The organism is Mucilaginibacter sp. P4_A11, from assembly GCF_056402535.1.
This window is the reverse complement of sequence record NZ_JBFUHE010000004.1, coordinates 461,245-477,934: the sequence shown is the minus strand read 5'-3', so window position 1 is coordinate 477,934 and position 16,690 is coordinate 461,245. Positions and strand designations below refer to the sequence as shown.

The 16,690-nt window shown below is 38.2% G+C and carries 16 protein-coding genes; 5 read left to right on the top strand and 11 right to left on the bottom strand.

The window, feature by feature from the left end:
• The 7 genes from AC1DUD_RS11250 to AC1DUD_RS11220 all read right to left on the bottom strand — a co-directional run.
• The coding region (locus tag AC1DUD_RS11250; RefSeq protein WP_477374633.1) for a DUF6065 family protein at positions 1 to 526 on the bottom strand (526 nt) is incomplete at its 3' end.
• Positions 527 to 546: 20 nt separating this feature from the next.
• Positions 547 to 1,764, bottom strand: a complete 1,218-nt coding sequence (locus tag AC1DUD_RS11245) for a lanthionine synthetase LanC family protein (protein WP_477374631.1) — start codon at positions 1,762 to 1,764, stop codon at positions 547 to 549.
• Positions 1,765 to 1,766: 2 nt separating this feature from the next.
• Positions 1,767 to 4,019: a S41 family peptidase gene (locus tag AC1DUD_RS11240; protein WP_477374629.1), complete on the bottom strand. Its 2,253-nt coding sequence runs from the start codon at positions 4,017 to 4,019 to the stop codon at positions 1,767 to 1,769.
• 10 nt (positions 4,020 to 4,029) lie between these two features.
• A complete protein-coding gene (locus AC1DUD_RS11235; RefSeq protein WP_477374627.1) occupies positions 4,030 to 4,911 on the bottom strand; it encodes a thiopeptide-type bacteriocin biosynthesis protein in 882 nt (293 codons plus the stop codon).
• Entirely contained in the window at positions 4,911 to 7,103 is a 2,193-nt protein-coding gene (locus AC1DUD_RS11230; RefSeq protein WP_477374625.1) for a lantibiotic dehydratase family protein, read from the bottom strand. The genes AC1DUD_RS11235 and AC1DUD_RS11230 overlap by 1 nt, the downstream gene beginning before the upstream one ends.
• 220 nt (positions 7,104 to 7,323) lie before the next feature.
• Positions 7,324 to 7,563, bottom strand: coding sequence for a hypothetical protein (locus AC1DUD_RS11225; protein WP_477374623.1), 240 nt, complete (start codon positions 7,561 to 7,563; stop codon positions 7,324 to 7,326).
• A 59-nt stretch (positions 7,564 to 7,622) separates the two neighbouring features.
• On the bottom strand, positions 7,623 to 7,862 hold the full coding sequence (locus AC1DUD_RS11220) for a hypothetical protein (protein WP_477374621.1): 240 nt from the start codon (positions 7,860 to 7,862) through the stop codon (positions 7,623 to 7,625).
• A gap of 660 nt (positions 7,863 to 8,522) precedes the next feature.
• On the opposite strand from AC1DUD_RS11220, the gene AC1DUD_RS11215 reads away from it, so the two are divergent.
• The gene (locus tag AC1DUD_RS11215) at positions 8,523 to 9,386 is read left to right on the top strand and encodes an LLM class flavin-dependent oxidoreductase (RefSeq protein ID WP_477374619.1); all 864 of its coding nucleotides are present in this window, start codon (positions 8,523 to 8,525) and stop codon (positions 9,384 to 9,386) included.
• A gap of 14 nt (positions 9,387 to 9,400) precedes the next feature.
• Here the strand turns inward: AC1DUD_RS11215 and AC1DUD_RS11210 are convergent, their stop codons facing one another.
• Together AC1DUD_RS11210 and AC1DUD_RS11205 are read right to left on the bottom strand one after the other, a co-directional pair.
• A complete protein-coding gene (locus AC1DUD_RS11210; protein WP_477374617.1) occupies positions 9,401 to 9,838 on the bottom strand; it encodes a hypothetical protein in 438 nt (145 codons plus the stop codon).
• 421 nt (positions 9,839 to 10,259) lie between these two features.
• Positions 10,260 to 11,525 carry a hypothetical protein gene (locus AC1DUD_RS11205; protein WP_477374615.1) on the bottom strand — a complete coding sequence of 422 codons (1,266 nt, stop codon included), beginning with the start codon at positions 11,523 to 11,525 and terminating at the stop codon, positions 10,260 to 10,262.
• Positions 11,526 to 12,210: 685 nt separating this feature from the next.
• On the opposite strand from AC1DUD_RS11205, the gene AC1DUD_RS11200 reads away from it, so the two are divergent.
• Genes AC1DUD_RS11200 through AC1DUD_RS11190 form a run of 3 tightly spaced genes read left to right on the top strand, consistent with a single transcriptional unit; the run spans position 12,211 to position 13,053 of the window.
• The gene (locus AC1DUD_RS11200; protein ID WP_477374613.1) at positions 12,211 to 12,405 is read left to right on the top strand and encodes a hypothetical protein; all 195 of its coding nucleotides are present in this window, start codon (positions 12,211 to 12,213) and stop codon (positions 12,403 to 12,405) included.
• 27 nt (positions 12,406 to 12,432) lie between these two features.
• Positions 12,433 to 12,642, top strand: a complete 210-nt coding sequence (locus AC1DUD_RS11195) for an ADP-ribosylglycohydrolase family protein (protein ID WP_477374611.1) — start codon at positions 12,433 to 12,435, stop codon at positions 12,640 to 12,642.
• A 3-nt stretch (positions 12,643 to 12,645) separates the two neighbouring features.
• Positions 12,646 to 13,053: an RNA-binding S4 domain-containing protein gene (locus AC1DUD_RS11190; protein ID WP_477374609.1), complete on the top strand. Its 408-nt coding sequence runs from the start codon at positions 12,646 to 12,648 to the stop codon at positions 13,051 to 13,053.
• A 128-nt stretch (positions 13,054 to 13,181) separates the two neighbouring features.
• Here AC1DUD_RS11190 and AC1DUD_RS11185 read toward each other — a convergent pair whose 3' ends face one another.
• Positions 13,182 to 13,661: a nucleoside deaminase gene (locus AC1DUD_RS11185; RefSeq protein ID WP_477374607.1), complete on the bottom strand. Its 480-nt coding sequence runs from the start codon at positions 13,659 to 13,661 to the stop codon at positions 13,182 to 13,184.
• Between the two features lie 125 nt (positions 13,662 to 13,786).
• Positions 13,787 to 14,383 (bottom strand): OmpH/Skp family outer membrane protein, encoded by a 597-nt coding sequence (locus AC1DUD_RS11180; RefSeq protein ID WP_477374604.1) that lies wholly within the window; start codon positions 14,381 to 14,383, stop codon positions 13,787 to 13,789.
• 218 nt (positions 14,384 to 14,601) lie between these two features.
• On the opposite strand from AC1DUD_RS11180, the gene gyrB reads away from it, so the two are divergent.
• Positions 14,602 to 16,560, top strand: coding sequence for a DNA topoisomerase (ATP-hydrolyzing) subunit B (gyrB, locus tag AC1DUD_RS11175; protein WP_477374602.1), 1,959 nt, complete (start codon positions 14,602 to 14,604; stop codon positions 16,558 to 16,560).
• The last annotated feature ends 130 nt before the right edge of the window (positions 16,561 to 16,690 follow it).

Sequence of the window (16,690 nt, the reverse complement as noted above, 5' to 3'; positions counted from 1 at the left end):
GTTTAAAGCTTTCTATATAGTTTCGGGGATAGGGAGTGATCCGGCAAATAGGTTCCCCCTCAGTAAACTCAACCCAAACGTTTGGCCGTGTAAATTTCCAATTCATCGTAAAAGAAAAAGGAAGCCAATCGGTTTCAACCACCCCCTCAAGAGCTTGAATTGCATCTTTAATCATATTTGGAACTCCTTTCACAATCAGGTTGCTTCCCGCCTCAGTCTTGAATAAAAATTGTGGGATAAAGGTCAGCACACCATGACCGAAATGACTTGCCACCTGGTGATTCCCCGCATTGTTTTCATCAGCGTATTGTATAAGAATGGCATCTTTAGAGAGGTTCCCATTCCAAATTGCTTTGAAAGATGCCTGACATAAAATATCCCATCCCAATTCGTTCGCAATTAATAAGGGTAAACAACCGTAGGCAAATTTGTTTCCGGTAAAATCCATCCAGTCTCTGCCGGGGCCTCCCGGTTTAATATCACCTGGGGCATTAGTTCGATATCTGTAAGCTGTAATTTCTTTCATTTTAGGTTTATTTATTAGTTTTAATCAAGGAAGAATAACTCCTTCCAATTATTTAATTTGTTTTCATCGGCTGAAGGATGATTGGCCGAAATATCCTCTGTGGAATATAATAATGCAGCTCCTGCAAGGCCATCAAGTAGATCGCAGTGATAATTATCTACCTCCAATACAACATATTGTTCTTTAATATAATCATATACCTTTTTTTTACCCGATATGCACATGAGTGTTTCCGCTTCCCAAAAAAATTGAGCTTGACGAAATATCTCGTTATTTGTGTCTTCGAAAATGCATCGATAAATCAAGGCTAAACCGGTACTTCCGTGGCATATGCCTATATCTTTTATTAAAGTTTGCTCATAAGTTGTTCTCTTAGTGGTTTCAACCAACATAGCCTCAATTTTATCAAGAAGTTTAGTATTGCCTATCGTTTTACAAGTTTTATACAGAGTATATAAGATTGCTAAATCGCCGTAACACCAAGCCAATCGTGAAAATTCAAGATCTTGGTTTTCCTCTTTGTTTTGAAGCGCGAGAAAGTTCCTGAAGAATGAGCCTGCTTCGGCCTGATTTTGAATAGTATTGAAATAAAATTTAACCCCACCTTCAATCAAATTCATACATCGGGACCTTAAAATCGATTTTTGAACGCATTTTTTTAAAAAATAGAGTACGCCTGCGTTTCCATGAGCTAATCCAAAATCAAAAACAAGCCGCTCCGTTTCTCTTTTATCCAATCTTTCCCATGCATACCCGCCTCTGCTTTCTGATTTTCTGCGCTCCAGATAATTAATCACTTGCTCAACTACAAGAGGTTTATTCCTTTTTAAAAAATACAACCCTATTCCTAGGGCCCCATGAAAAATATCCCAATTGTCTTCCTCTAACATTAAGACAAGACACTCTTGCAGATACGTATCTAAGTCAAAAAAAAAATCCTCGTCAAGTTCAAGCATATCAATATCGTTGAGATACATTGCCAGCCAACCGAAACCAGCCAGTCCATTGCAATACGTAGGCTGCATCTTAAAATCAGGTTTACCTACACTCTCATATAACCTGAACATATTTTCGTCAAAGGTTTTTTTATAAACGGGGTTTAAGGTCGTTTTATAAAGTAATCCTTGTACCATAACTACACCGCAGTCACCGGCCAAAAGGGATATTTGCCACTGTGTGTTCGGGAGTTCTGTGCTGAATTTTGTAAACAGCTTTTCTTTTATGTTTTCCTTGAGCATCTTCATAGTTTCTCCTGTTCAATTAGCTTTACAGCACTACTGATAATACCGTCACTTTCATATGACACATCTGAAGGGTTTACAAATACATCTGGCTCAACTCCCGATGTTGCATTTATTTTATTGTAATCGGTTATTTTAAAACCTGAAAACGAGATACTGTAATCACCTAATAAATTGATATTGTTTGCGTCCTTAAAAGTACCTGCGGTTTTTTGGCCAACTATTTTACCTGATTTTTGGGCTTTTATAAATAAAGCCAGTTCCTCAAGATCACCACTTGTTGACGCATCAGTTAAAAAAATCATCTTCTTTAAAATCCGCTTTTCAACAGGAATGACTTCGGTATAAAACTTTTTATATCTAACTTTCAGACAATCGGGGAAATCTATTTCAGGATAACTTTTAAAGCTTATTTTTTCTAGGGACCTTGCAAAATACGATAACAAGTTATGGTGAGCTATATTATTATTTCGGAGGTCAATAATGACAGCCCTGGCACTATCAATCTGTTTAAGATGTCGTTCAATGCTATCTGATCCCAGGTCTATCAGATAAATCGACTTGGCAACCCATCGGCTAACTTCATAATTCCGGGGCACAAACCTATTTCCGTTAAAAACTCCAATTTCACTGCACGTAAGTTTTAGCGTTCGTTTTTTTTGAAGATGAATGATCGTTATTGTCATTTCGCGGTCTACTGGCCCGCTTATGATAGCCTGAAGCCCTTTTAACTGGCGCGACTGATCTGTTCCGGAGATTTGTTTGCCGGCGAGTAATAAAGCATTTGATACGGGTACATCGTTAATGGCCAATAGCTGGTCTCCCGGGAAAATCAGTTCCTTATATGTGCTGTCCAATACCTTGGTAATGAAAATCTTACCGTTGTATTTTTCAAGTCTTACAGGCGCAAACGCGTTATTATAGGTAACTTTGGTATCATTTAAGTTAACTTGTGCCAAACCATCGTTTAGCGGCGCTAACATAGCCTTCAACGTAGCAAAGAAATCAATACTGTTTTTATCTGAAATTGCTTTGACAAATGCGTTGTTCAGCATTGTAAGGGGCAATTGCGATACCTGGTTCCAATTTGGAAAAGAATGTTTCAGTACATTCCATGCCATTATAATATTCGCAAACCTAATTGAGAGTTCATCACCTGAATCAATTACATTACCATTACTGTCTTTCGGAACGGCGTTATACATTTTGTTTTCCAGTTCAACAATGCGGGCTTTGTCTGCAAGGGGGTATGTGTGCTCATCGTCACTATATAACACCTGCGGGATAATCACTGAGATTCCTTTTACAAGTTCCTTCCTGATAGGCTTGTTAATGGAAACCGCAGTTTTATAAAGTTCAGGATTAGTTAACTCATCGAGTTTTTGAATATACAATAGGTTGCTGCTTACAGCCTCTTTTTTTATAGGTGTATGATATTTTTGCTCGTTCTTAAGTTTTATCTCTACGGGTTCTGTCCCTTCTATTTTAAGTTTTATGTCGTCAATAGATAATCGAAAAAACTGACTCATACTCGCGCCCCATATCATTTGTGATCTGTTTTTCCTGATCGTACCAGAAAAGCTAAAGGTCTGTCTCCCTGTGTCAATAACATTATGGCCGTTGTTGTTTGCAAAATATTCTTTGTTTTCCTCAAGAAAGCCTCGCCTTGCTGTAATTTTCAATCGTTCCCCCGCCTTGTCATTGGCTGTAGTTTTCGCAGAAAAACTAAAAGTAAAACGCCTTCCGATATAAGGTTCGAGGTTTAGTGAATCTGAAAGGGGAACGAAAATTGTCTTGCCTGGGCTTTCTGATAGCTGTCGATGAACCCTGAAGCTTTTAAATTGCGGATTATCGTTATATGGGTTTATGCCAAGATGCTGCCAGTAAACCTGATTATACCAGTTTACGTTAGGCGGAATCGTGCTTTTATAATTAAAATCGCCCCCCTGTTTTGTATAAAACACTTTCACGGTAGGTGCTATCGGATAAAATATCTCCTGTAAAGTCTTGATCAACTCCTCATCATTTCTAACTTTCAGCATTTTCAGTGCTCCAAATGACGCAAGGCGGGCCTGATTAATTTGAACCACTTCATCGGCGGGGTGAAAAAATCTCACATAACCATACATCCGGGTAAAAGCGTCCAGATTTCTGAGCTGCCTGGTCGAAGGAGTTTGCGCAATTGCCAATTGCCCTAACAGTAAAAATATAATAGTAAAATTGAGAGGCCAATGTACACTGATCAACTTCATATGATTCTTTTTATCTTTCAATTATTTTGATTTTCTCCCGCACCAGACATGATTTATAATGATTGCTCATCATGTAGTAAATCACAAATTCAAGCATATTTTGGTTATGTGAAAAAAGCCTGTTCAGGGCCATATGGATGAATGCCCCAACATTTTTTCGCATTCTGTTTTTTCCTTTTTCGTTTGCATTATCAACGGCGATTGTTAGCCATAAACTATGCCCCATTTTTTTATTTAGGTTATTTGGCCAACGCACTTTGACATTGTTTTGGTTATTCATAACATTGATAATGCGAAGACGAAACTCTCGGTATTTTGCTTTTAATTGCTCTTTATTATGCCTTCCCTGTTCGTAAGGCGACGCAAAAAAAGAATACTGATCTTCATATAGTTGATGTTTATCTAAGTTTGAAAAGCCCAGAATATCAAGCTGTCTATCAATATCTGCCATTAAAATAAGCCACGAACTTCCCTGTTCAATATATTGCTCCTTTCGAAAAAGGTTTAACACAAACAAACTGTTTATACTAAATAAAGACTCCATCGTTTCGATGTGATCTTCGCCGTATCTCTCTAATTCGCGTACATAGGTTTCTATGCTTATATTAGTAATCTGGCGTTTTAGGATAAGTCTTTTACAGGTGTAATTAATTGTACTTACCACGCTCGCAAAATCTTCAACTGACGAGAGGTGAAATCGTAATCTTAAATGAGGTCCATCCTTATCAACATATCGAACAAAAAAGAATTTCGTTATAAGTTCCTTTTTATAAAGATCGTAAACTAGGGTATATAGTTTATTTCTTAATAAATTATCCTGAATTGCCACGCTTGCATATATTTTTAAATATAACCACTCGTCACCTGGTAGAAAACGGCGTATTTTTCCCATTAATTTTTGAATAGAAAAAAAAGAAGTTCATTATTATAAACCTCTTTTCCAGCTACAATTAAAGGATCAGAGTTGTCGTCAAAGTATTCTTCAATAAAAATATTCCCTTTTTTTAATTCAGTTTTGAGAATATCGCTCGCCCCCGGTAATGTAAAATCAACCAATAATTTATTATCACCGCTGGTGCTATACACTTTATCCGGAATTTTAAGCTCCTGTCTTAACTGAATAAGGTTTTCGTTAAACCTATCACCTTGGTTTAATACATGAAAGTTTATTTGCCAAGTTGCCGGCGACAAAATGATTTTATTTTCATAAATAACCCTTGGATAAAAGCCATTGGTAATTCCCATGTTTTTAAAATCGTAGTTAATACCTGATCTCAAATTTCCGTTGGATTGCATAGCAGTCAAAAAATGATAGTAAGGATTTGAACTTACATGAAACGCGTCTGCTGTCGAATTTCGAGGAATAATCCGCTTACCTAACTTCTTCGATCTCAAAATGAGTGATTGATTTTCATCAATAGATAGATATAAATCAGACATCAAAATCTGGTGATCAGACGCTACGCTTAAATTGGATAAGATGGGAATTTCATATTTATATATGGAGGCTCTTGTCAACAGGTTTGAATGGCTTACTTCATCTGGCATACAAGCAAGTTCAGCCATAACGGCTCCATCAGGTGTGTTTCTACTTTCAAACTCCTCAATTTGCGTTGCGAGTTTCCTTACATCATCACAATCTGCTGTAAACCGACCAAGAACAGCATTGGCAGAGTATCCTCCCGCAAATCTTAAATAAATTAAGGGAGAGCTATTGTTCCCGGCCCTGATCACCTCAATTCCCGCCGAAAATGTCAAGGGAAGGTTATCCCAGTTTTCAGTACAATGTTTAAAATCATTCCGGCCAAGTTCTATCGCCTCGTGTTTTCCCTCAACATACTCAATATATTTTTTTAAAAGGAATGGGACTTCGGTGCTGGTCCTGGCAATGTGATTTTCCCCGGAGGCCGAGTTTGTTTTAAAAACGATACTTTTTAAAATCGGATCTTTTCTAATAAACTCTGCACTGTAATTTCCAAAACCGATACCTACGTCAGGATCAAGGGCTTCCGTAAATGGTATTTCTTCGTGCTCATATCTTTCGAAAAACAATGTTTTAAAATTTTCAATCTTACTCAGGTTATTTTTTTGAAGCATATTTAGCACCTTTATTCCTTCTTTGAGAAGTTCTGTAATGTTTTTACCCACTGAGGATGCTTCGGCTCTTGTATATAAATTGCTTTTGGTAAAACGCGCATTATTGTTTGCCAAGGGCATATTATGCTGCTTTATAAACAGTTCCAAATCAATGATACTGTCTACTCTTTTTCCTGGCAGAAGATCATTAATTCTACCTATTTTTTTCACGCAGGCTTTAAAATAATCAGATAATTCCAGCGGAGCTTCGTTAGCATATTTATCGAGTTTAAGCTTGGCTGCCTTTAAATTATCACTGGTAATCCCCGGATAAAACTCGTTTATCAAAATTTGATTACTTATAAGCGAATCCACAAATAACTCAGCCTCTACAATGGTTTCTGAAAAATTATTCGAAACGATAAACTGCGCAATGGTAGATTTATTTAAGCCACGTCGACAAACAGCAAGTATACCTTTAACAGCTTTTGAATACTCAATAGATGATAATAGCAAGTCATCTTTGAGCCCGCCCTCTCGACGTTCGATGTAACGTAGTCTGTTACCTGACTGATAGAGGCTGGAGTTTGGGTAATATAAAATGAGATCTGATAATTGAGCACTCTTTTCAACCTCTTTTGAAAGCGATATGAAAAATTCGTTATTTAAGCTGGTTACACTGGTAAATGGTGAATCATCATCAATAACAATTGTTGATTTATCCGTAATTTTTCCTATCCCCACGCTGGCGAAATTTCCAAATGGTGTGCTCCTGGTACACATCCTATTCAAATATTTAACGATTGACCAGCGTTGTTTAGCTGGAATATTGGACAAAGATTCCGGCGTATCTTTTGAGAATACAGCGTCGTACAAATTAGTTGAGGCTAAATAGACGGCTTCTTTAAAAAAATCGCTGCTTATACACTCATCTGGATGAGTATATTTTTTATTTGTAAATCCCGGTATTCTATATAAAAAGTCATCAAAGAGGTCATAGGTTGTCATAAAAAATAAAGCGACGACGAAACAATTAAATAAGATAAAAAAACGATATTTTTAATCAGCGCGTTAAACCGAAAAAGAATGCAAAATCAGGTTCAGCCATTATCGGGCTTTAGGTTTACAGAATAGGATAAAAACTCGGCCTATAGGTGACTTTAAGAGTCTTAAGTGTGTATGATTTACTTTAAAACATACACACTTAAGACTCTTAAATTATATCATTTTAAGCACATGGAAGCGCGTGAACTGTTTTAATCGGCGGCGGCGGCGCACAAGTAGGCGGCCCCTGGCTTGTACATGGCGAATTTAAAGATGGCGGCGGTGGTGGTCCCGGAGGAGGATTTACACAAACGTATTGCACGTAGAAAGTTGTTGATGCGCCACTGTCACCACCCAATACATTTCTTTGCTGGGCTTCGGTCAACGAGCCAACAAGAAGTTTTCCTAATTTCAGTTTTTTCATGATTTGTTGTTCTTTAGATATTTAAATTAATACTGCTCAGCGTGATTGCTGAAACAACATTAAGCGCAGGGAAGCCCAGATAGCGTTTTATTGGGTGGCGGCGGAGCACAAGTAGGCGGGCCCTGGCTTGTACAAGGCGAATTTAAGGATGGTGGCGGTGGTGGTGCAGGCGGTGGGTTTACGCAAACGTATTGTACGTAAAAGGTTGTTGATGCACCACTATCTCCTCCTAAAACATTTTTTTGCTGAGCCTCTGTTAAAGAACCAACAAGCAATTTTCCTAATTTTAGTTTTTTCATGGTTAAGGTATATATATAATTGAATTGTATTATAAGCAACAGTCTAAGGTTATTAAACTAAACAGGTGCGAGAGTATAAATTTGAGTTACCATGTCAGTTATGTAAAAGAAACCCAATGGTTTTGACGAATAAATCAGATCTGCTATTTACGCCCTTTGCAGATGTTTCTTTGTGTCAAAAAAATAATTAACTCACGCAATAAATGCGGCATAACATTCTGTTTTATAAAATCTTAGGCACAGGGAAGTGATTGAATTGTCTTAGTCGGCGGTGGTGCTGAAGGACAGCCAGACTGACTCACTGTACAAGGAGAATTCACTGATGGACTTGGCGGTGGTGCCGGGGCATTCACGCAAACGTAATTAACATAAAATGTGGTAGATGCTCCGTTATCCCCTCCCAGTACATTCCTTTGTTGCGCTTCTGTTAAAGAACCCACGAGTAGCTTTCCTAATTTGAGTTTTTTCATGGTGTTAGGTTTTTGGTTTATTTTTGAGAATCTAAATATAGAAAAGATTTTAAAAAAAATAATTAATATCTTTAATTTAATATTTAGCATGAAATGTTATTTAATACGATCAAAGTTTATCGTTCACAATCTCAGATAATTAAAATCAATTTAAATATAAAACGATTTGTAACGATGAATATATTTTAATATGAAGATTGGCTTTTTTGATCTCGGGGTCATACAAAAACATGTAAAAACAGTTCCATTCACTATCGAGGAAACGATAAATTGCGCTAAATATGCCGAGGAGTTGGGCTTTTCAAAATATTGGATAGGCGAACATCATTCTCCGGAAACTGCCTGGAGGGCTACGCCTATCATTTTAACTTTGTTAGCAGGATCAACTGAATCAATTCAGATTGGGGCAGCCGGAGTTCTAGCCCGGTACCATAATGCAGTTTTTGTAGCGCAAGACTTCAAACTTTTAAACAGCTTGTTCCCCCAACGGATCGATCTCGGATTTTCTAAAAGTCATATGAGTCCAGTACTACTAAACTATCTTGGTGTTCAAAAAGAAATATTTGATTTAAGCGAAAATATTGAAAGAACTAAAGAAATGCTAAACGGACCAAGTGATATTATTCCAACAGATTGTAATGAAAACCCAGAACTATGGATGTTAGGATCGAGTTTGGAAAGCTTTAAATTTGCTTTGGAAAAAGGATTGAATTTTTGCCTTTCTCTATGTCACACTGAGGTTGGTTCGCTTGATGGTGGATTCGTCCAAAATATACGGAATTTAAGAAACTCAGAGCGATTTAAAAATTTCAAATTCGGCTTGCTGATAACCTTTTTAGTTTTTGAAAATCAGTCTTCAGCAGCCGTTTCGCAGGCAATTACACTCATTTTAAATTTTAGCGGGCAAAGAGAAGACATAAATTCTTTTTTTGACGCTATTTATTGCGCATATTCACCAGATATTCTTCTAATGGCCAATATTTATGAGKACACGCAACTGAAATTTTCAAATATGAAAGTACTAAAAGATTGGCTTGATCAGGGAAGGTATTGAAGTAATTAAACTGCTTATAAATTTAGTAATTCGTTACTCTCAATACGCTCTTTCATGTAGAAACTTAGCTTGCTTCCTAACCCGCTAATTCCCCGATATTCTTTGAGGACTGAATGAAGCAGATCGAGTATGAAATGATCTTTAATCTTGTGATCTTTTCTAAGTTGTTTTGCATTGACAAAATGCTCGGTGTCGATGTAGGTGCATTTTCTTTTGTGCGTTACCCTAATCTTGACATTCCAAGTGCCATCTTCTTTTTTGTGGGGAGGCAATACCACTTGCCTTACGGTAGCCATCGCTAAAATTTGTAGCCGAAATTTTACGTTGTAAAACATTTGTAAAACATTTTCGGCGAATTCAACAAAAAAACCTGTTAAACTGCTAAATCCCGTGATCAAGCAACATAGAAGAGTCGGAAGAAAGATATGCCCTTTAAACGCTAAAAAGGTCATTTTCTTATCGAAAATGACCTTTTTTAAGCTTGTGGTACCAACTGGGATCGAACCGGTGACACAAGGATTTATGAACTTTAATTGTAAAGTCTGACTTAAGCCCACAAAAATTTACAGTAATTGCCATTGATAAGGCTAACAGGATTATTTATAAAGTGCTTGGTTGAAACCAAGTGGAATGACATAACTGGACAATGTAAGTCGGAACATAAACTCATTCCTTAATATTATTTTATTTCCCCGAATCGGGGACAGCACTATTGCCTAAAAGGGACAAAATCGATGTTTTCGGGGAAATGGAAAGTGCGTTTAATTAAAAAAAAAGCACATTATTATTTGGAAGTAACAAAAGGATTTTTAAGGAAATATAGTTGATTTTGAAAGATTGTATGTTGTGGGGGAGTGGGAGAGGGGCTTAATTTTATTTTGTAATGATATAATTGGCGATGTAAGCCAAACAAATTACACCTATAGAATATTCAAAAATTATAACCAATAAGGCCCACCAAAGATTCAATCTAAGTTCTTTTAAATCTAATCTTACCCCCCAAAATATGAAGGACGTATAAATAAATACTTTATAAGCGCTGACTATAAATTGTTTATATTTTCCCTCACTCATAAAACTTCTTCCTAAAGCTATATTATAGTTCCTTATGTTTTCAGGGAGGTATGCGATATTTAGCTTTTTATATAAAATGAAATTTATGAGGAAAAATGCAGCGAATAAATAAAATGAATTTTTGAAAACTTTAGATTTATTGTAACCGTAATCCCACCAAACAGAAGAAATTAGATTGAGTAAATTGTCTCCATTATGTTTATATTTTACTTCCTGATATTTTTTATCCAATGTTTCAAATTTTTCGATTAGCCCTTGCTCTTTCAGAGTATTTAGAACTTTTTGGTAAAGCATTATCTGGTTTTCATAAGTTTGGGCAGTATCGATATTGATTGTCATTTTATCATAAGGAATTTTTAATTTAGGTAACTCAACATTTCCGATTACTAAGACTTTCGTTAGGTTGTCTTCATAATTTGCCAACGTCAAATCTATTATTCCTTTAGAAGATATGTTGTTTAAAACAGTCGTGTCGGGTAGGGTACAATTTTCAAATGAAATGGTATCAGTATCAAATGTTTTTATTTTAAGAGAGTGTTTTAATAACACATTTTTAAAGTCAAGTGCTAATATTTCAGATTCTTCTATTGTAAAATTGTCAAAGTAGTTTTCAAAATTGTTGTAATCATCACTGAAAGCAATTTTTTTTATAAAACTATTTTTTATTACTAACTTCAGTTTAGTGTGTTTATTAGTGTCGCTGAATAACCCTATCGCCCCTGCTCTCAAACCGTTAATTGTTGCTATCAAACTGTTTTGATATTCTATGGAAAAATGATTTGCCGAACTGAAACCTGTAATTGTAGTATTGCTGGCATGGGTAAATGTTATGTTTGTAATCGGCAAAGTTCGCAAGTTGAATTTGGCATTTTCTTTAATATAATAACTTGTGTCCCTAATAACCCCATAGCCACGAAAAGTCATAATAACCGAGTAGGTCGTGTTTTTGATTGACGCGTCTAATAGTGTAGAATCCTTTTCATACTTAATTTCTATTTTGTTTTGTCCATAGGTATACAGTGATGCCAAAAGTAGAATAAATACGGTGTTATGTAATCTTTTCATAGTGAGTGTGTTAGGTTGATTGAAGTTAGTGAATATTTGTTAGAAAATTTCTCATTCAACTTTTTTATTCCTTGCATATGACATACAATTATTCATAATGGAATAAGAATAGTAAGTTATGCCGTTTGAAAGAGGACAGGAAAAGTTTAAACAGTGGACTATCTTAAGTGTTGTAAGCAAATACTTGCTGCCGACGTTGAAGGATGATAGCTGTAACCCGTTTAGGGTAACTGTACGCTTAGAATATAGCGGTATGACCGCTATCCAAATTGGATTTTGAGCCAGATAATCTTCAATCTTTCCAAAATGTTAGTGATACTTTGGGAAATATGTGGCTGTAATTGACGGATTGCGTATAATATTTTAATTTACAGTGTATTGATTTTCACACATGTATACAAAATCCGGACAACCAGTTAATATGCTTTAAAAAACGTTAAGGAAACTTTAATTTTATATAAACGAAAACCAACGTTTAAACTAATTAGGTGTCAAAAGCCTTCCGAACAGCGAGTGTTGGGGAGGCTTACTTTTTTAATGACATTATGTTAGGAGAAATAAGTTATGAAGCGGTAAACATTGGCGCACTATTCGGCGTATAAGGGGTTTCTTTAAATCATAAGAAATTGACATCGTAAATTTTTGCCTTTTAATTTATCACTTTAATTCCCCCATCCCCCAAAGTATGACCCCACTTGTACTATTTGCCATTGTTCTACTTGGCCTGGCATTGCTGCTTATTTTAGGCGTTTTGTTTTTTGGTACGCTTAAATATATCAAAAAACGCTATTATCCAAACTGGAAATTTCCTGATTACATTAGTGTTGGTTATGCTGAATACCTTTATCGTAAATTTATAAAAAGAGATCTGTCCAAATAAGTTTTATCAATATGATACGCCTAAAGTTTGCTAACTACAGCAAGCTATAGCGAAGCTGTGCTAAAAGCTGTAAATTTGGGGCTCGATACCGATACAACAGCCGCGGTAACAGGCGGCCTGGCAGGTTTGCTTTACGGTTACGAAAGCTTTCCGGAGCATTGGGTGCTTACGCTTGCCCGTAAAAATGATATTGATGAATTGGCTCAACGCCTGGCCGATAAATATGAAAGGGACTAATAAATGGCCGAAAAAGAGAAACTGAGAATAGATAAATACCTGTGGGCCATCCGTGCGTTTAAAACACGTACGCTGGCTTCTGATGCCTGCAAAGCCGGGCGCATAAAACTGGATGGTAAAAACATCAAACCATCGTACGAGGTGAAAATCGGCGATGTTTACCAGGTAGCAAAAGGCATTGAACGTAGAGTAGTAAGGGTAACCGGTCTGCTCGAAAACCGGGTTGATGCCAAAACTGCTGTGAATTTTTATGAAGATATAACCCCGGTTGAGCAAACCCAGGCTTTTAAATCAATGTTCCACGCTCCGATACTTAAGCGCGACCGCGGTACCGGTCGTCCCACCAAGGCCGACAGGCGTGAGATTGATGATCTGAAAGACAATTTTTTTGAAGAGAAAGAAGAAGAGTAGCTGTCTGAACCAGGATTAAACGGATTTTTAGGATTACGGGATTTGCTTTGCAGGTGTTCTGTGAAAAATCCATACTGATGCCACTGCATTCAAATCCTGTTAATCCGATAAATCCCACCAAATCCCGGTCAATAATGCTCCTTGTGCTCGGTTCTTTCCCAAAGTTTAAAGGCTGGTAGCGCTTCGTCACGAAGGATCTGTACAAACGGGAGCTTGCGTTTTTCCATTGGGTTTTCCAGCTCGTCGTAAATAAAGTGATCATCGAAACCTATCGCTGCGGCATCAGCTTTGGTATTAGCATAGTAAATTTTATCGATGCGGGCCCAGTAAATGGCGCCCAGGCACATAGGACAGGGTTCGCAGCTGGTATAGATCTCGCAACCCGATAAATTATAGGTTTCCAGCTCCTGGCAAGCCAGGCGGATCACCGAAACTTCGGCATGTGCCGTAGGATCATTAGTGGATACCACGCGATTGGCGCTACGGGCCACGATCATGCCATCCTTAACTATCACGGCCCCAAAAGGACCGCCAATTCCACGTTTTACATTGTCTTCGGCCAGTTCAATGGCTATGCGCATAAATTTTTCGTGTGCCGTATTTTCCATATTGCCCTAAATTAAAAAACCTCAACCGAAGTTGAGGTTTTAATTTGAAAATGTGTCAATTTGAATATTTGAAAATGACTTGTAATTTTCAAATTACTACATCATCAAAATTTTCAAATCGTATATTATTTCTTGTCTTTAGTGTAGGCTTCATTAAGGCGTTTAGCAACATCAGCGGTAACATCCAAAGCAGGATCACCATATAATACAGTTGGGTTAGCTTTTGAGTAAGTCAACACCAGTTTGTAGCCTTTTTCTTTAGCATAAACTTTTACAAAATCAGCAATTTTATCATACAGTTTAGCATTCTCTGAAGCCTGCTCATTCTGAAATTCGGCACCTGCATTTTGCGAGTAACCTTGTAACTCCTGTTGTTTACGCTGTAACTGTTGCTCGGTAGCCTGGCGCTGATCGGCCGACATAGTAGCCTGATTTTTCTGATATTCGGCAACCTGGCGCTGAAATGCCTGACCGCGGTTTTGCAGGTCTGTTTGCGAAGCCTTGCCTTTGTCTTCAAGGCGTTTTGAAAGATCTTTAAAGTACTCGTACTTGTTTAATAAAGAGTCAGAGTTTACATAAACAATGGTTTCTTTATCAGGAGATGCTGTAGTTGCAGCAGCAGCCGGTTTATCGGCAGTTTTATTTTGGCTGCAAGCGGCAATGCTACCTGCAATGGCTAATCCTAAAGTAAGCTTGGTTAAAGTTGAAGCACTGGTTTTCATTATACTAATCTGAAAATATTATAAAATTTTGACAAAGATAATCTTTCATTGCAAGTATCCTAATCAGATGTGCAGATAATCAGATGTACAGATGTTCGGTATTAAGGCAACATTGATTTAACGCTCCTAAATCTATTCCACAACTGCACTTTTATCCACAAATCGTCGATAATCCCGGTTATTTTTTGTAATTTTGAAGGTTGTTTCATCAAATAAATATGAGCGAAGAAATTCAGGACAAATCCAATTATTCAGCAGATAATATACAGGTTTTAGAAGGTTTAGAGGCGGTGCGCAAGCGTCCGTCGATGTACATTGGTGACACAGGCGTTAAAGGTTTGCACCACCTTGTATACGAAGTAGTTGATAACTCTATCGACGAAGCACTTGCCGGTTACTGTGATGATATTAAAGTTACTATCCATGTTGGCAATTCCATAACCGTATCAGATAACGGCCGTGGTATCCCTACGGGTATCAATACAAAAGAAGGTAAATCGGCGCTTGAAATTGTAATGACTGTTTTGCACGCCGGTGGTAAATTTGACAAGGATACCTACAAAGTATCGGGCGGTTTGCACGGTGTGGGTGTAAGTTGCGTTAATGCGCTGTCAACCCATGTTATAACCCTTGTACACCGTGAAGGCAAGATCTTTACCCAGGAGTATGAGCGTGGTAAGCCCATGTTTGAGGTTAAGGAAATAGGCGTATCTGATAAAACAGGTACTATCCAAACTTTTCAGCCCGATCCGGAAATTTTTACTACTACTACAGAGTACAAATACGATACGCTTGCCGCCCGTTTGCGTGAGCTTTCGTTTTTGAACAAAGGCATCCGTTTGAGCTTAACTGATGAGCGTGAAACTTTGGAAGACGGAACTTTCCGTTCTGAAGTGTTTTACTCAGAAGGTGGCTTGCGCGAGTTTGTTAAGTTTTTAGATGGCACCCGTACATCTATCATCCCCGAGCCTATTTATGTGGATGGAAACAAAGGCGGCATCCCGGTTGAGCTGGCTTTGCAGTATAATGATACCTACAGCGAAAACGTTTTTTCGTACGTAAATAACATCAATACCATTGAAGGCGGTACTCACGTAGCAGGTTTCCGTCGCGGTTTAACCCGTACGCTTAAAGCTTATGCCGATAAAGAAGGCTTGCTGAAAAACGTAAAGGTGGAGATCAGCGGTGATGACTTCCGCGAAGGTTTGACGGCTATTATTTCGGTAAAAGTTCAGGAGCCGCAGTTTGAAGGCCAAACCAAAAGTAAGTTGGGTAACAACGAGGTGATGGGCGCGGTTGATGTGGCTGTTGGTGAAATTTTGGGTAACTTCCTTGAGGAAAACCCTAAAGAGGCCCGCCTGATTGTAAATAAAGTGATACTGGCAGCTACTGCCCGTGCCGCCGCCCGTAAAGCGCGCGAAATGGTACAGCGCAAGAGCGTGATGACAGGCTCGGGATTACCGGGCAAACTGTCTGACTGTGCCAATAGCGATCCAACCCTTTGCGAGTTATTCCTTGTGGAAGGTGACTCAGCGGGTGGTACCGCTAAACAGGGCCGTAACCGCGAATACCAGGCTATTTTACCATTACGTGGTAAGATCCTGAACGTGGAAAAAGCCATGGAGCACAAAATTTATGAAAACGAGGAGATAAAGAACATGTTTACCGGTTTGGGCGTAAGCCGCGGTACACCTGAGGATGATAAGGCCCTTAACATGACCAAGCTTCGTTACCATAAGATAGTTATCATGACGGATGCGGACGTTGACGGATCGCACATTACCACGCTGATCCTTACTTTCTTTTTCCGTTATATGAAGGAGCTGGTTGAGGCTGGTTACGTATACATTGCTTCGCCACCGCTTTACCAGGTTAAAAAAGGTAAAGAGTTTGAATACTGCTGGAATGATGTACAGCGTGATGCTGCCATACAACGCCTTAAAGGTGCTGGTAAGGAAGATAGCGTACATGTGCAGCGTTACAAAGGTTTGGGTGAGATGAACGATATCCAGCTTTGGGATACCACCATGAACCCCGCAACCCGTACGTTGAAACGCGCTACCATCGAAAACGCAGCAGAGTGTGACCATACCTTTAGCATGCTGATGGGTGATGAGGTTGCCCCCCGCCGCGAGTTCATTGAGCGCAACGCTAAATACGCTAAGATAGATTCGTAAACCCCCCGGCCTCCTGAAGGGAGGAATGATTGATATTAAAATCCTGCTTTCTGAAAAAGGAAGCAGGATTTTTTATGAGTATCTGTCGTAGGCTTTGTGGTGCCTTATTGCATAAGTCTTCAGCTTAAGC

Bases quoted from the DNA above. Each gene is read 5' to 3' on its own strand.
- AC1DUD_RS11245 (WP_477374631.1), bottom strand. From the start codon at position 1,764: ATGCTCAAGGAAAACATAAAAGAAAAGCTGTTTACAAAATTCAGCACA.
- AC1DUD_RS11240 (WP_477374629.1), bottom strand. From the start codon at position 4,019: ATGAAGTTGATCAGTGTACATTGGCCTCTCAATTTTACTATTATATTT.
- AC1DUD_RS11235 (WP_477374627.1), bottom strand. From the start codon at position 4,911: ATGGGAAAAATACGCCGTTTTCTACCAGGTGACGAGTGGTTATATTTA.
- AC1DUD_RS11230 (WP_477374625.1), bottom strand. From the start codon at position 7,103: ATGACAACCTATGACCTCTTTGATGACTTTTTATATAGAATACCGGGA.
- AC1DUD_RS11225 (WP_477374623.1), bottom strand. From the start codon at position 7,563: ATGAAAAAACTGAAATTAGGAAAACTTCTTGTTGGCTCGTTGACCGAA.
- AC1DUD_RS11220 (WP_477374621.1), bottom strand. From the start codon at position 7,862: ATGAAAAAACTAAAATTAGGAAAATTGCTTGTTGGTTCTTTAACAGAG.
- AC1DUD_RS11210 (WP_477374617.1), bottom strand. From the start codon at position 9,838: ATGACCTTTTTAGCGTTTAAAGGGCATATCTTTCTTCCGACTCTTCTA.
- AC1DUD_RS11205 (WP_477374615.1), bottom strand. From the start codon at position 11,525: ATGAAAAGATTACATAACACCGTATTTATTCTACTTTTGGCATCACTG.
- AC1DUD_RS11200 (WP_477374613.1), top strand. From the start codon at position 12,211: ATGACCCCACTTGTACTATTTGCCATTGTTCTACTTGGCCTGGCATTG.
- AC1DUD_RS11190 (WP_477374609.1), top strand. From the start codon at position 12,646: ATGGCCGAAAAAGAGAAACTGAGAATAGATAAATACCTGTGGGCCATC.
- AC1DUD_RS11185 (WP_477374607.1), bottom strand. From the start codon at position 13,661: ATGGAAAATACGGCACACGAAAAATTTATGCGCATAGCCATTGAACTG.
- AC1DUD_RS11180 (WP_477374604.1), bottom strand. From the start codon at position 14,383: ATGAAAACCAGTGCTTCAACTTTAACCAAGCTTACTTTAGGATTAGCC.
- gyrB (WP_477374602.1), top strand. From the start codon at position 14,602: ATGAGCGAAGAAATTCAGGACAAATCCAATTATTCAGCAGATAATATA.